The 14,265-nt window shown below is 45.8% G+C and carries 17 protein-coding genes; 10 read left to right on the top strand and 7 right to left on the bottom strand.

Annotated elements, in window-relative coordinates; all coding sequences use genetic code 11:
• Positions 1–314 precede the first annotated feature (314 nt).
• The 7 genes from mlaF to murA all read left to right on the top strand — a co-directional run bounded on the left by mlaF (position 315) and on the right by murA (position 4,960).
• On the top strand, positions 315–1,115 hold the full coding sequence (gene mlaF, locus CA267_RS05350; RefSeq protein ID WP_075608448.1) for a phospholipid ABC transporter ATP-binding protein MlaF: 801 nt from the start codon (positions 315–317) through the stop codon (positions 1,113–1,115).
• Complete coding sequence (gene mlaE, locus CA267_RS05345) at positions 1,112–1,888, top strand: lipid asymmetry maintenance ABC transporter permease subunit MlaE (protein WP_075608449.1); 777 nt, start codon at positions 1,112–1,114, stop codon at positions 1,886–1,888. Before mlaF ends, mlaE begins: the two co-directional genes overlap by 4 nt.
• A gap of 9 nt (positions 1,889–1,897) precedes the next feature.
• Positions 1,898–2,368, top strand: coding sequence for an outer membrane lipid asymmetry maintenance protein MlaD (gene mlaD, locus CA267_RS05340; RefSeq protein WP_075608450.1), 471 nt, complete (start codon positions 1,898–1,900; stop codon positions 2,366–2,368).
• Between the two features lie 66 nt (positions 2,369–2,434).
• Positions 2,435–3,088, top strand: coding sequence for an MlaC/ttg2D family ABC transporter substrate-binding protein (locus CA267_RS05335; protein WP_075608451.1), 654 nt, complete (start codon positions 2,435–2,437; stop codon positions 3,086–3,088).
• The gene (locus CA267_RS05330; protein WP_075608452.1) at positions 3,085–3,393 is read left to right on the top strand and encodes an STAS domain-containing protein; all 309 of its coding nucleotides are present in this window, start codon (positions 3,085–3,087) and stop codon (positions 3,391–3,393) included. Before CA267_RS05335 ends, CA267_RS05330 begins: the two co-directional genes overlap by 4 nt.
• A 31-nt stretch (positions 3,394–3,424) precedes the next feature.
• Positions 3,425–3,682: a BolA family protein gene (locus CA267_RS05325; protein WP_075608453.1), complete on the top strand. Its 258-nt coding sequence runs from the start codon at positions 3,425–3,427 to the stop codon at positions 3,680–3,682.
• A gap of 15 nt (positions 3,683–3,697) precedes the next feature.
• Positions 3,698–4,960, top strand: a complete 1,263-nt coding sequence (murA, locus tag CA267_RS05320; RefSeq protein WP_075609982.1) for a UDP-N-acetylglucosamine 1-carboxyvinyltransferase — start codon at positions 3,698–3,700, stop codon at positions 4,958–4,960.
• A gap of 68 nt (positions 4,961–5,028) precedes the next feature.
• Here the strand turns inward: murA and CA267_RS05315 are convergent, their stop codons facing one another.
• The 4 genes from CA267_RS05315 to CA267_RS05300 are packed head-to-tail and all read right to left on the bottom strand — an operon-like array spanning position 5,029 to position 8,278.
• On the bottom strand, positions 5,029–6,297 hold the full coding sequence (locus tag CA267_RS05315; RefSeq protein ID WP_075608454.1) for an ATP-binding protein: 1,269 nt from the start codon (positions 6,295–6,297) through the stop codon (positions 5,029–5,031).
• Positions 6,297–7,004 (bottom strand): response regulator, encoded by a 708-nt coding sequence (locus tag CA267_RS05310; protein WP_075608455.1) that lies wholly within the window; start codon positions 7,002–7,004, stop codon positions 6,297–6,299. The genes CA267_RS05315 and CA267_RS05310 overlap by 1 nt, the downstream gene beginning before the upstream one ends.
• Positions 7,004–7,351, bottom strand: coding sequence for a DUF3019 domain-containing protein (locus tag CA267_RS19215; RefSeq protein ID WP_408609417.1), 348 nt, complete (start codon positions 7,349–7,351; stop codon positions 7,004–7,006). The genes CA267_RS05310 and CA267_RS19215 overlap by 1 nt, the downstream gene beginning before the upstream one ends.
• A 42-nt stretch (positions 7,352–7,393) precedes the next feature.
• On the bottom strand, positions 7,394–8,278 hold the full coding sequence (locus CA267_RS05300; protein ID WP_170669018.1) for a MipA/OmpV family protein: 885 nt from the start codon (positions 8,276–8,278) through the stop codon (positions 7,394–7,396).
• Positions 8,279–8,475: 197 nt separating this feature from the next.
• Here CA267_RS05300 and CA267_RS05295 point away from each other — a divergent pair, with 197 nt between their 5' ends.
• A complete protein-coding gene (locus tag CA267_RS05295; RefSeq protein ID WP_075608457.1) occupies positions 8,476–8,751 on the top strand; it encodes a hypothetical protein in 276 nt (91 codons plus the stop codon).
• Positions 8,752–8,764: 13 nt separating this feature from the next.
• Here the strand turns inward: CA267_RS05295 and CA267_RS05290 are convergent, their stop codons facing one another.
• The 3 genes from CA267_RS05290 to CA267_RS05280 all read right to left on the bottom strand — a co-directional run bounded on the left by CA267_RS05290 (position 8,765) and on the right by CA267_RS05280 (position 11,927).
• The gene (locus CA267_RS05290) at positions 8,765–9,832 is read right to left on the bottom strand and encodes a trypsin-like peptidase domain-containing protein (RefSeq protein WP_075608458.1); all 1,068 of its coding nucleotides are present in this window, start codon (positions 9,830–9,832) and stop codon (positions 8,765–8,767) included.
• A gap of 194 nt (positions 9,833–10,026) precedes the next feature.
• On the bottom strand, positions 10,027–11,403 hold the full coding sequence (locus CA267_RS05285; RefSeq protein WP_075608459.1) for a DegQ family serine endoprotease: 1,377 nt from the start codon (positions 11,401–11,403) through the stop codon (positions 10,027–10,029).
• Between the two features lie 77 nt (positions 11,404–11,480).
• Positions 11,481–11,927, bottom strand: a complete 447-nt coding sequence (locus CA267_RS05280) for a ZapG family protein (RefSeq protein ID WP_075608460.1) — start codon at positions 11,925–11,927, stop codon at positions 11,481–11,483.
• Between the two features lie 398 nt (positions 11,928–12,325).
• On the opposite strand from CA267_RS05280, the gene zapE reads away from it, so the two are divergent.
• Positions 12,326–13,423 carry a cell division protein ZapE gene (gene zapE, locus CA267_RS05275; RefSeq protein WP_075608461.1) on the top strand — a complete coding sequence of 366 codons (1,098 nt, stop codon included), beginning with the start codon at positions 12,326–12,328 and terminating at the stop codon, positions 13,421–13,423.
• 104 nt (positions 13,424–13,527) lie between these two features.
• Positions 13,528–14,253 carry a YebC/PmpR family DNA-binding transcriptional regulator gene (locus tag CA267_RS05270; RefSeq protein ID WP_097349116.1) on the top strand — a complete coding sequence of 242 codons (726 nt, stop codon included), beginning with the start codon at positions 13,528–13,530 and terminating at the stop codon, positions 14,251–14,253.
• Positions 14,254–14,265 lie beyond the last annotated feature (12 nt).

Here is a 14,265-nt window from a genome sequence, read left to right as displayed (position 1 = left end):
TGGCTGGTACTGCGTCCAGTCTCGTCTTGCGTTATTCAGGGGAATAGCTGCAAAGCGTTGAATAACGCTTTCCGATTACCAGTAACAGCAGCCAAGTCTTCAGGTTTAACTTGCTGGAGCGGGACGAGTATTCGTTAAATTAGAACATAACTTGTAACTTTTTACTTTTGGACCGCGCATCAAAAAAGCGTACAATACGCTAAACTACACTGGTCAGTGAACTTTTGAGGCCGAGGTGGCATTATTGCCGCAGTAAAGTCGCTCTGGCAGTGACATCCCATTCGTAACCGGCAAGGACACAATTCTCTTTGGGTATGGATAATTTAGTCGAAATAGACAATATGACATTTCGTCGCGCGGACCGCATGATCTACGACGATGTGTCTATCAAAGTGCCGAAAGGCAAAATTACAGCCGTGATGGGCCCTAGTGGAATAGGTAAAACCACGCTTTTACGCCTAATTGGGGGACAACTGGAACCGGACGAAGGCGATATCCGTTTTGACGGCAGGTCCATCGTTAACATGCGTCGTAGCGAACTGTACCAAATCCGCCGGCGCATGAGTATGTTGTTTCAAAGCGGTGCGCTTTTTACCGATATGAGCGTGCATGACAACGTCGCATTTCCGCTGCGCGAACATACTAAACTGGCAAGCGACATAATTGATACCATCGTTGCGCTTAAGCTTCAGGCAGTAGGCCTTCGTGGTGCTGCCAAGCTGATGCCCAGCGAGCTTTCCGGAGGCATGGCCCGACGGGCTGCTCTGGCTCGTGCCATAGCGCTAGACCCTGATTTGATAATGTATGACGAGCCTTTTGCCGGACAGGATCCAATCTCAATGGGTGTGCTGGTAAAACTTATTCGCCAGTTAAACGATGCGCTCGATGTTACCAGTATCGTAGTAACTCATGATGTCACCGAAGTCCTTACGATTGCGGACTATATTTATATTCTTGCCGATAAACGGATTATTGGGGAAGGTACTGCCGATGAAATCCGTAATAGCGATTCGGAGCTGGTGCAGCAATTTCTGCAAGGAAAAGCAGATGGTCCCGTGCCGTTTCACTATCCCGCCGATGATTTAAAAAGCCGCTTGTTTGGAGATGGTTTATGAACATTTTTCAAACCATCGGCGCAAGCACCATTGAAAAAATTGTCAGCGTGGGACGGGCAGGAGTAATGCTTTTTGGCGCGCTGTTTGCGCTTCCCAAGGCAAAAAATATTTCGCTGACCATTCATCAGTTGTATGTAGTGGGCGTTCAGTCACTGCTGATTATTGTGGTGTCGGGGCTGTTTATCGGCATGGTTATGGCTCTTCAGGGCTATACCATCCTGGTGGGATATGGTGCCGAAGGAAGCTTAGGGCCAATGGTGGCGCTGTCTTTGCTGCGAGAACTCGGGCCGGTTGTAACCGCACTGTTATTCGCGGGGCGGGCCGGTTCTGCACTTACTGCGGAAATTGGTTTAATGAAAGCCACCGAACAATTAAGCAGCCTTGAAATGATGGCTGTGGATCCTCTTCGTCGAGTCGTTGCGCCGCGGTTTTGGGCAGGCATGATATCTATGCCTGCATTAGCCCTTATTTTTAGCGCTGTAGGTATTTTAGGTGGACATCTGGTAGGTGTTGATTGGTTAGGCGTTGACGGCGGCAGCTACTGGTCGTTAATGCAGTCGACGGTAGAATGGGATAAGGATGTCATTAATGGTGTCATAAAAAGCCTTGTTTTTGCCTTGGTTGTGACTTGGATAGCCATATTTAAAGGATATGATTCCATTCCAACCTCTGAAGGAATTAGTAAAGCCACAACAGAAACTGTGGTCTTTTCGTCATTAGCTGTTCTGGGGCTGGACTTCGTGCTGACTGCCCTGATGTTTGGAATCGAGTAAGGGGATAATATGAACAAATACCGTGTGGAACTGATGGTGGGAGTATTTGTCGTACTGACTATCGGTGCCGTTTTGTTGCTGGCACTAAAAGTTGCTAATACTACCATGACCAGTGACGGCGACACTTATACGTTGTATGCGAAATTCGACAACATTGGTGGTTTAAAAAGCCGTTCAGCAGTAAAAGTAGGGGGCGTAACAATAGGGCGGGTAACGTCTATTGCTCTTGATGAAGATGATTACACCCCTGTGGTAACGCTAAGTATTTCCAAACAATATAATGAATTCCCGGATACAAGTTCTGTCTCCATTCTTACTTCAGGATTACTTGGCGAACAATATATTGGTTTCCAGCCAGGTTTTTCTTTTGAAGGCGTGGCTAATCTGGAAGAAGGCGATTATCTGCAAGATACAAAATCCGCATTGGTTTTAGAAGACCTGATTGGACAGTTCCTGTTCAATCGTGGGAAAAACGATTAAAAGCAATTCAGCCGCTTACGCTCATAAGCTGGATTAGAGAATTTTAGGAAATTTAGGAGAAGTCCGTTGAAAAAGATATTAGTGATAGCTGGATTGTGGTTATTTAGCATAGTTGGCATTGCAAGCGCGCAAGAAATAAATGAGGACAATCCCTATAGTTTAGTTCACGGCGTAGCGATGAAAACCTTTGACCGTATTAAAGCCAATCAGGCAGAAATTAAGAAAAATCCGGAAATCATGCGCACCATTATGAAGGAAGAGCTACTTCCGCATATAGATTATCAGTTTGCTGCGTTTATGGTGTTGGGTAAACATTTTAAATCTGTTCCTAAAGACAAACTTTCTGAGTATGTTCAGGTTTTCAGAGAGTATCTAATCACTACTTATGCAGTAGCAATGGGATACTACGATAATCAGGAAGTCTTGTTCGAGCCGGAAGTAGCGTATGATGATAAAAAGTCAGTAACTGTGCGAGCAGTGGTCAAAGATCCTTCCCGTCCAGAAATTAATGTGGCTTTTAAAGTGCGCAAAGATAGCCGCACCAATGAATGGAAAGCCTATGACATGGTGGCCGAAGGTATCAGCATGTTAAACAGTAAAAGAAGTGAGTTTGAATCTATACTGCGCCAGCAGGGAATTGATGCGGTAATTTCGCTGATGCGCGAGAAGATCGAAAATCCAATGGAAATAAAAAAAGAACTGGAGAAGGATAACGCGTGAGCCTATTCCAGTTAAACAGTAACGGCAAAGTAAGTATTCACGGTCATCTTGACCGTGACACTCTCGCCAAAAACTGGTGGAACATGTTAAGCTCAGACGAGAAGAGCGCACTACAACAACTAAAACGCTGTGTACTTGATTTAAGCAGCGTTGAGCGCATTGATAGTGCTGGTCTGGCTTGGCTGATTAATGCAGTCCGGGACGGTAAGAAACAGGGTGTACAGGTCATATTAAACGATGTGCCTGAAAAACTGATGAAGTTAGCAAAAATCAGCGATGTCGATACGCTTTTACCGTTAGAATAGATTCCTGGCAAAAATATCGAGTGTAAAATCTATGGATGTAACTGAAATTGAAGCATTGCTGAAAAAAGAACTGGGACTGGCTGAAGTCTATGTTCGCGGCGAAGGTTCTCATTTTAATATAATCGCGGTAAGCGACCAGTTTAATGATATGAGCCGCGTCAAACGTCAGCAGATCATTTATGCGCCCTTGGCTGATAAAATTGCTGACGGTTCTATGCATGCCATTTCGATTAAGACTTTTTCTGAAAAAGACTGGAAGCGCGAGCGTCAGTTCAATCTTCCCCAATAATTGGTCACCGCCATCGTGGATAAATTAGTTATAAAGAAAGGTTCTCCGTTACGTGGAGAAGTGACAATTTCCGGCGCGAAAAATGCGGCGCTTCCGCTTTTGATGACCAGTTTACTGACCAATGAACAGTGTCGGTATACCAATGTTCCGGCACTTCGCGATATCAATACCACGGTAGCGCTACTGAAAGAGCTCGGTGTGGGAATTGAGCGTCCGGCTGATAATGAAATTATCATTAACGCGAACAGCATTAAAAGCGTTACTGCGTCCTATGAACTCGTTCGCACAATGAGAGCTTCAATTTTGGTGCTGGGGCCGTTATTAGCGAAACATGGCAAGGCCAATGTCTCTCTTCCTGGTGGCTGTGCTATCGGCGCTCGTCCAGTCAACTTGCATCTCGCTGGCCTTGAGCAAATGGGCGCTACCATTGAAGTCGATGAAGGCTATATCCGTGCAGAAGTTAATGGTCGCCTGAAAGGCGCTCGAATCTTTATGGATATGGTAAGTGTGGGCGCAACGGAAAATCTGATGATGGCTGCGGCTCTTGCTGATGGTCACACCGTGCTTGAGAATGCAGCCCGTGAACCCGAGATCGTGGATTTAGCGAACTGTCTGAACCAGATGGGCGCAAAAATTACTGGCGCAGGAACGGTAAATATTCACATTGAGGGTGTGCCTGAACTGAAGGGTTGTAATTATCGGGTCTTACCCGATCGAATTGAGACAGGCACTTTCTTGGTAGCTGCAGCGGTAACCGGTGGAAAAATACGCTGTGTAGCAGCGGCACCAGAGACGCTTGATGCAGTGTTAAATAAGCTACAGCAAGCAGGGGCCGAAATTACCACCGGGGATGATTGGATTGAGCTGGATATGCAAGGGAAAAAGCTTACCGCCGTGCACGTAAAAACTGCTCCGCATCCAGCTTTCCCTACCGATATGCAAGCGCAGTTCGTTACCCTTAACTGCGTGGCAGAGGGAACCGGAGTAATTACTGAAACTATTTTTGAAAATCGCTTTATGCATGTACCTGAACTGCAGCGTATGGGCGCAGAAATTTCCCTTGAAGCCAATAGCGCGGTATCCAGTGGAAGTTCAAAGCTTAAAGGTGCTCCGGTGATGGCTACCGATCTTCGTGCGTCTGCCAGTTTAGTTATCGCTGGTTTAATTGCTGATGGCGAAACTCACGTTAATCGTATTTATCATCTAGACCGCGGATATGAGGCGATTGAAGCAAAACTTAATGGGCTCGGTGCCAATATAAAAAGAGTCAGTGAGTAGACATTTCGGCACAGAATAGCGAATTCTAAGGCAGAATATTCTGCCTTTTTTATACCTTGCGTAGCCGGTTAGCTGTATCTATGCGGATTGGTCTTAAGGCTTTGTTTGGGATCAGGAGCAAACAGTAAGATAAAATCTGCTCCGCCCAAAGAACTGTCCGTTACCCAGCAGTCTCCCGAATGCCAGTGTTGAATGCGCTTTACAATAGCAAGCCCTAAACCCGCCCCACCGCGCTCACGTGAGCGCCCTGAATCCGGACGGTAGAAGGGGGCAAATATTTTCTCTTTATTTTCGTCGGTCACGCCCTCTCCGTCATCTTCTACATGCAAAAGTAATGATGAATTTACAACTTCGGTACGAATTAGAATGTGGCTATGGGCATAACGAAAGGCATTCAACAACAGGTTCTCAAGGGCCCTTTCAATGAAGTGTCCATCACCTAAAATTTCTACATCGCTTTCAATTATGGTAACGGGGATCTTGCGAAGATTATGCGCCGCGATACGTTGTAATATCTGCTCTACAAGCGCCAAAAAAGGAATACTACTGAAATTGAGTTCAGGCACTGAATTTTCTGTTCGCAGATAATCCAGCATTTCCTGCACTAATCGTTCAAGATCGTTTACGTCGTCGCGCATTGCTATCCAAGCGTCAGACCTAGGAGGAGAATCCGATGCCAGAGCAAATTTTAAACGCGCCAGCGGGGTACGAAGTTCGTGAGCGACAGCGCCGGTCATTTCTTTGTGCCGGGCGAGCAATTCTACTACCTGATTGCTCATCTGGTTAAGTGCTTCGGCAATATTGCTAACCAGCGAACGCTTAGGCAGCTTGATAGTATCAAGTTTACCGTCGGCATTAAGGTTCTTCAGTGAAGACGCTATTGCCGTAAGATCGCGCCATAACGGCCACAGCCACAGCGCTATCAGCAAGCCCAAGAGAAGAAAAAACACGCCACTATACAGGCTCACGTTGCGGTGTAACGGAGCCGGTTTATGAATCGAAATTTCATACAGAGTATCGGCAGAAGCCAGCGTGTAGAGTTGAGTAGAATCCTGAGAATGTAACGGTACTATTTCGCCAGCTTGTAGCGCAGTTAAGGCGTCAGAAGGCCATGCAAACATTGCGAGTGGCACCTGTGCAAAGTCTATGTCTGCCTGCTGCAGAAAATGCTCTAAATCTATTTTCTGATATTTAACTTGTTTAAGTATTTTAACCAGTTGCTGTAGTTCTGGCGAGGGTTCTGCTGCTTGCTGTTCAAAAACCTTATCAAGAATGGCGCTGAGAGAAACTAGCGTCAGTGCGATAAAAATATACAGGCTGATGAACAGTTTCGCCATCAGGCTTCCCAAGCGTCTGCTACAAAGAAAAACCCTTTTCCCCAAATGGTTTTGATGCGAAAGGGGTTACTGGGGTTGTCGAACAGCTTTTTACGCAGGCGGGAAATGCGGACATCGGCAGAACGATCGAGGCCGTCGTATTCTCGGCCAATGATTTCCTCATAAATGGTATTGCGATCCACGACTTGCGACGGACGACAGGCAAGTAACCAGAGCATGTCAAATTCGTGGCTGGTAAGAGTAATTAACTGCCCGCCCAACTTTACTGAACGGGCCGTTTTGTCAATAACGAGTCCGCCGTAAACCAGCTTTTGTGGAGTATTGCTAGCAGTCGTCGCAGGTTTCGCGTTCACCCGGCGCAGGAGCGCGTGAACCCTCGCCAGCAGAACCCGTGGCTCGATAGGTTTAGTGACATAATCATCAGCGCCAATTTCAAGCCCTAACACCTGGTCAAAATCATCGTCTTTGGCGGTCATAAACAACAGTGGCCCACTATATTCTTTGCGCAGCGCCTTACATAACGTAAAACCGTCTTCGCCAGGCAGCATCACATCCAAAATTACAAGTGCGGGACGGTGCTCTCGAACTGCATTTACCAAATTACTACCATCAGGATACTCCAGCACCGTAAACTGGCTGACAATCAGGAAATCACTGACCAGCTTACGAAGTCGGTCATCGTCTTCTACGAGAATGATTTTGTCCATTAAAATAGGCTCCAGGGGCTTCTAACCCGTTGTCTAACACGGGACTTCTCTGATTTTACAAATAGTTGCTGAGAAAAAAGTACATCGTCTCGGCCCGTTTTAATATAAAGCCAGGTGTCTTGCTTAAGCGAGATCTTGAAGGTGCTATGTTTGGGCATGCTATCCCAGCATTTTTGCTTCCTTGTATCCAAGAATAAACATAGCCTGCCGGCTGGTAGCGACGGAGGGGAAGTCTCAGAAATCGTTATCTGCATCTGGCAAACTGATCCTGCGTGATCCACAATACAAACCTGTGGCGCTACTTCCCAGGGAGCTGTGGAAGCCTGTGACGATTGTGTGAAAAGCAAAATAACAAGCGTGAAGACTATCCTTAGCAACGATACGCCCCGTTAAAAATGGTAAGTAACTCCGGCGAATATACTACTTATATGGTTGCTTTTCACTAACGGACTGTGAGTTAACGATGATGGCAAGTGCTGGTAGCGAAAGAACAGCAACACGCCCCAGTTTTCATTTATCGGCCGGGCTGCAGAAAGATTGACGCCCGGACGGAAGCCGCTGCCAGCGTGGTAGTGTAGCCGTTCATCCAGCGTATCTTCAGCACCTACGCCGTAGTAGTAGTCGTTAAACGCAGCGCTGTTCCAAGCCAAATTTGGGGTAATACCTATTTGCCATTGCCCCATTTGAATATTCTGCTGATATTGCAGGTTCACCAATTGACCCTGATGCACACCACTAGCATCGGTTTGTATCGCTAATTGCCATTCGCTGGCGGGATTACGCCAGTGGGCGCGAATACCAGCATGAACAGCCCAATCGCGAGATTGAATTTGGCGTAAGCTGATGCGGCTTACCGGCTGACCAAACGAGGGGCTCTGCTGTGTATCATTGTCACTGCTTAGAAAAGCCTCGGTACTGAGTACATCAAAAGAATGCCAGTCTTTGAAAGCCCGCGCTTCCCGATTGAGAACAAAATATGTATCGAATGCAAAATTCTCATCGCTTTGCCATTGATATCCGGCTTCCAGATTATCAAAATAAAAGACATCGCCGTACCACGCAACATCCGCCACCACAACCAGCGGTTGATCATCACCGCCACGCAGCGGATTACTGCGTTCACCTAAGCCGCCCGCTAAACCTATTTGCCAGGAGTCGGAAAAAATGCAGTTGTTGTTGACGCACTCGCCACGAGCGAAGTTCGTAAAAGCCAATAGCAATAAAAGTAAGCCGTGCTTTAACAATAGAGAGATCCCGCAAACGTAATCTGTCACTAGATTACCAAACCGCAGTTAGAAGGACAGCTAGCGATTACAATTATTCACAAATTACAACGATTTGTGGCTGACATCCAAACCGCGGGAATTTACTCTCTTATAAAGGATTTTCCTCTGAACATTTCACTTTGAAATTGGCAAAACGGAGTTGCTGAGGCAAGGGAGTTTACAAGTGTATGTGTATGAGGCGGGTAATGTCACAAATTATGAATATTCGAAAAGAACAAAAACGGAGGTTTTGCGTGAATGGCTGGTGTAACCGTTTTCGAGTTGATCCCCGAAGTGCCATACCATCAATCTTATTTGCGATGATGGTACTGACAATGGTGCTGTTAGGCGAGCCGAAATACGCTATGGCGAAAGCGAAGGGTGATAAACAAGTTTCCTCTTCTGCAAAAGTGCTGAAAGTAAACAAAAAAGGCAGTTACATAAACGGCAAAAATCTGCAAGAGAGCTCTGCAGATAGTTAGTTGAATATATAGCTTATTGAGCTCCAAGCTCAGCTACAATCACTTTCATTGTAACTAAATTGCCACTTCGGCTGACCTTTAATTCCAGTTCGGTTCCCGGTTCGGTTTCAGCGATCATATCCAAAGTTTTTGAAGCGCTTTCCAAACTAATTCCATCAATCGCCATGATAACATCACCTGCGCGTAAACCTGCTTGATCCACCGGGCTGTTATTGGCTACAGCGGTAACTTCGATACCGGGACGATCTCTGACTTCACTTCCGATAAATCCTAACTGCCCGCGAGTTACTTTACCGTTGGTGATAATTTCGTTCATTACCCGGTGGGCTAATTCATAAGGAACAGCAAAGTTGATGCCGTCAACATTTCTGACACGATTTCCAGCATCGCGGACCTGAAAATTAGCGTTGGTAATACCAACTAATATGCCATTGCTGTCGACCAGCGCACCGCCCGAATTCCCTTGATTCAGTACTGCATCCGTCTGTATGAAATCGACATAGTTAGACAGCCCGTTTCTTCCTGCTCGACTGACAATACCGTGGGTGGTGGTTTGGCCAAGATCAAACGGATTACCAATCGCCATAACAATATCACCAACATGTAAATCATATTCGCTGGTCTGGGGAATGACGTGCAGATTGTCATCATTTACTTTTAGCACGGCTAAGTCGGTAAGCTGATCGGTGCCTACAATTTCTGCTTCCAGTATACGGCCATCCTGAATGGCTACAAAAATGCTATCAGCATTTTGCACCACATGATTGCAGGTAAGAATATATCCATTTGCAGTCATAATGACACCCGAACCCAGGCTGGTACGCTCCCGGGGCTGATTGCGGAAAAGCCCGGTGTCGGTTTCAATACTCACACTATAAATATTCACTACCGCAGGCGCTGCCCGACTTAAAGCATTATAGTAAGATTCGCGATTGATATGATCAGCTGAGGCACTGAACCAGCCGAGGCCTACGCCAGAGCTGCCACGTAAATTTGGGATAAGAAATAACACCAGGGCGGCTACTACCAGCCCCAGGCCCACAGATTTTGTGAGGAATAATAAAAATTGCCTGCCTGCCACTTTATGTTCTTATTAACGCGCCTCCGGCATCAAAGAGGAGGGAGGCAGAAAATCTAAGATAAACAAAGAATAACATTCTTGTCAGGTAATACCAATTGCAAAAATGAGCCGGGTGATTATTTAGGAAAAGGGTGATAGAAAAACAGCGCCCGCAGGCGCTGTTTTCATGTTAATTACTATTATTATATTAACGCTTATTCAATGGAACGAATCAACAGATATAACGTCGAGTTGCCGCGTTCAATATTGAGCGCAATTGTGCCATTGGCTTCTTCCAGCGCGTTTCTGAATTCAGCTACGGAAGTCACTCTACTGCGATTTACGCCCACGATAAGGTCTTTTGACTGTAAACCGATTCGGGCCGCCGGACTACCATTGGCCAGCTCAGTTACCTCAACTACCGCGTTACCCGCTTCATCTTTACTATTCGCTAATGTAGCACCTTCCAGCGCCGGATGAATTTGTGCTGCGGTAACTTCAGTTGTAGTAGCATCATCAAGGACGACATCGATATCCATCTTCTCGCCTTTGCGTAAAAGCGAAAGCGTAACTTCGGTGCCTGGCCCCATGCTGGCGATTTTTGCACGAAGCTCCAGGAAGCTGTGCAGCTTATTACCATTGATCCCGGTAATAATATCTCCGGCTTTTATGCCGGCCTTTTCTGCGGCCGTGTCTGGTTGCACTTCACTAACGAACGCCCCTTTATTTACGGACGTGTCCATGGCTTTCGCAAGGCTGGAGTCTACGTCGCTGCCCATAATGCCAAGCAGGCCGCGGCGCACTTCACCAAATTCCGCAATCTGTTTGACGAGGTTTTTCATCATATTGCTGGGGATGGCAAAACCAATACCCACGTTGCCGCCGTTAGGACCAAATATGGCGGTGTTAATTCCTACCAATTCACCGCGTAGATTTACCAGCGCGCCGCCGGAGTTACCGCGGTTTATAGCAGCATCGGTTTGAATGAAATCTTCATATCCGCCGATGTTTAGTCCTGAGCGTCCCATCGCACTAATGATGCCCGAAGTAACTGTTTGAGACAGCCCAAACGGGTTTCCAATCGCCACCACATAATCACCTACACGCATGGCATCAGAGTCAGCAACAGGAAGAGCTTTCAAATTATCAGGATCAATTTTTAACAACGCGATATCGCTTTGTTCATCGGCGCCCAGCTTTTTCGCTTTAAACTCGCGGCCATCGGTTAGTTTGACAGTAATCTCATCGGCGTTTTCAACCACATGATTATTGGTTACCACATAACCTTTGTCTGCGTCGATAATAACGCCGGAACCTAAACCACGAAATGGCCGTTCTTGTACCTGCTCTTGTGGCCCGCCGAAGAAGTAGCGGAACATCTCAGGCACTTGTTGTTTGGCTGTTTGCGTTCCTTCAACCGCTATACTGACTACGGCTGGTGTAGCTTCTTCAAGCATCGGAGCAAGTGAAGGCATGTCATCCTTCTTGTCATTACCAAAAAAAGGAAGGGCCGCATTTGCCGAAAGCGGCATGCCTAATGTGCTGACTACAATACCCGACACCAATAACATCTGGCGAAAAGACTTATTCATAATCGCTTACACTCCTCATGTTCATTGCGATATGTGCTAGTTCAACAAACAGACTCAGACCAAACAACAAAGTTCCGCTACCGATCTTTCTCTGCGGTAGACTGTCCAGCAGAGCCGACAAATAGCCCTGAGCCAGTATTCGCAAAATCTTTCGGTTGCGTAGCCGAAACGGACTGAATCTGCACTTTTTCTTTTCCTTTTAGGTTGTTGCGCAGGTACGTGCTCGCCTGCTCTCCATAAAAGGGCACCCGCGGCGCATCTTCATCGGTATTTTGCACCAGCAGAGTTTCGTATTCATCAACCTGTTGTTTCAATGACTGACACTGCTTTTCTATTGATTCAATGGTTTGGCGGGTCTGATGCACATGATGCTCAGCTTGTTGCGCCATAATTTCTTTAATATTTTGCTCTGCCGTTTTATTGGCTTTGCCCGCCACACCGTCGCGGGTATATTGATAGCGTGCGACAAAAAATCCTATAATTAAGCCTACGACTAACAAGGCTAAAGGAATTAACACATCCATTGGGGTCTCCAAATAATCCAACTAATCACAACAGCGAAGCTGTTAAACCTGCGATTTACTTACTAATACATCTTTGACTATAGCAAGTTCACTTTCCTTTTACGCTTCGCATTGTATCGCAATCTACGTAAAAACTGCGTATGAATCCTATCAAACAGAAAATTTTCACCGTCTGCTGCCCTTCATACTTTGTCGTTGAATGCGGTATAATAGCGTTATCACAGCGTTAGAAGTAAGTGTTAAGCCATTTAAACAAACAACTGGCGATAATTGTCTTGCTCGTGCACGCTGCAATTCTACCGTGATTTAGCCAGAAATTAAGGCCATAATTGTAAAATTCAATAAGACCCGAGCCTTATTTTGTATTCATCTGTGACAAACCAGGAGTAGTATCGGCGATGACGCCATGGGAAAAGTATCAACAGGATCTGGAGCAACCGGATTTTCATTACGATGCTGCTCAGGAAAATGCAGTACGAGCATTGCAGCGCTTATACGATGATCTCACCAAACCTGTCGCCACCGGTGGATGGGGAGCCAAAATTAAGGCGTTTTTTGGCAGTGAACCTGAACGAGCAACTATTAAAGGCATCTATTTTTATGGTGGTGTAGGAAGAGGTAAAACGTATCTTGTCGATACGTTTTACGACTGTCTGCCGTTTGATGATAAAATGCGCGTGCACTTTCATCGGTTCATGCATCGAATTCACGATGAGCTTCGTCAGTTAAAAAATGCGCAAGATCCTTTAAAGACCATCGCCACAAAATTGGCAAAAGAAGCCAGAGTAATCTGTTTCGACGAATTTTTTGTTTCTGATATCACTGACGCCATGATTCTCGGCACCCTGATGGAAGAGCTATTTGAGCATGGCATTGTGTTGGTGGCGACTTCTAATATAGTACCGAATGACTTATATAAAAATGGCTTACAGCGGGCACGTTTTTTACCTGCAATTACATTGATAAATACCCATACTGAAGTCATTAATGTAGATAGTGGTGTTGATTATCGTTTACGCACATTAGAACAAGCGGAAATTTTTCATCATCCCCTTGATGACGCGGCGACCGAAAATCTGCATGCATATTTTGCCCAACTTGCGCCAGAGTGTGGTACAGAAGGGGAGACTATTGAAGTCAATAATCGGAAAATAAAAACCTGTCGCAATGCCGACGGAGTATTAATGGCGGAGTTTAAAGAACTTTGTGAAGGGCCTCGTAGTCAGAGCGATTATATTGAACTCAGTCGGTGCTATCATTCGGTACTGATTGCCAATGTTAAAGCGATGGGCCAGCAAAATGACGATGTTGCGCGGCGTTTTATTGCCATGGTGGACGAATTTTATGAGCGTCATGTGAAGCTCATCATGTCTGCTGAGGTGGCAATGGAATCGCTTTATAGTGAAGGCCGCCTGAGTTTCGAGTTTAAACGTTGTTTAAGTCGGCTGAAAGAAATGCAGTCTCATGATTATCTGTCGACTCAGCATTTGCCATAGCCCTGTTATAACAGTGTTAAACTCGGTAGAATCCGTATAATTCAGATCCCGCCAGCGATATCCTCAGGTGGGGAATTGCCTAACGCAAATCAAGAGAAAGTAAGATGGGTAGAGCATTTGAAGTAAGAAAGAACGCCATGGCTAAAACGGCTGGGGTGAAAACGAAAGTATATTCTAAATATGGGAAAGAGATTTACGTAAGTGCCAAAAATGGCGGTGCGGACCCTGACACGAATTTGTCCTTACGACGGTTAATGGACAAAGCCAAGAAAGATCAGGTGCCAAGCCATGTCATAGAGAAGGCAATAGACAAGGCTGCCGGTGGTGCAGGTGAGGATTTTGTGCCAGCTCGCTATGAAGGTTTCGGACCAGGAAACTGCATGGTCATTGTCGATTGTTTGACAGACAATAACAATCGCACAATTACCGACGTTCGTAATTGTTTTACAAAAACAGGTACGAAAATAGGCGCTCCCGGTGCAGTGGCACATATGTTTGATCATCAGGCAATTTTTGTTTTTGCCGGAGATGATGAGGACGCTGTTTTAGAAGTACTGATGGAAGCAGATGTGGATGTCAGTGAAGTCGAGTGCGAAGAAGGCAAGATTACTGTTTATGCGCCTCAGACCGAATTTTATAAAGTTAAAACTGCATTGACTGAAGCGTATCCTGACATTAATTTTGATGCCGAAGAAATAAGCTTTATTCCTCAGGTTGAAACGCCAATCAGCGATGAAGATTTACCGATGTTCGAGAAGTTCATGGATATGCTAAACGATTGTGACGATGTACAGGACGTTTACCATAACGCTATTTTGCCAGAAGCATAATATATTTGGCGG

This window comes from Alteromonas pelagimontana, from assembly GCF_002499975.2.
GTDB classification, from domain to species: domain Bacteria; phylum Pseudomonadota; class Gammaproteobacteria; order Enterobacterales; family Alteromonadaceae; genus Alteromonas; species Alteromonas pelagimontana.
This window is presented reverse-complemented; position numbering and strand designations above follow the sequence as displayed.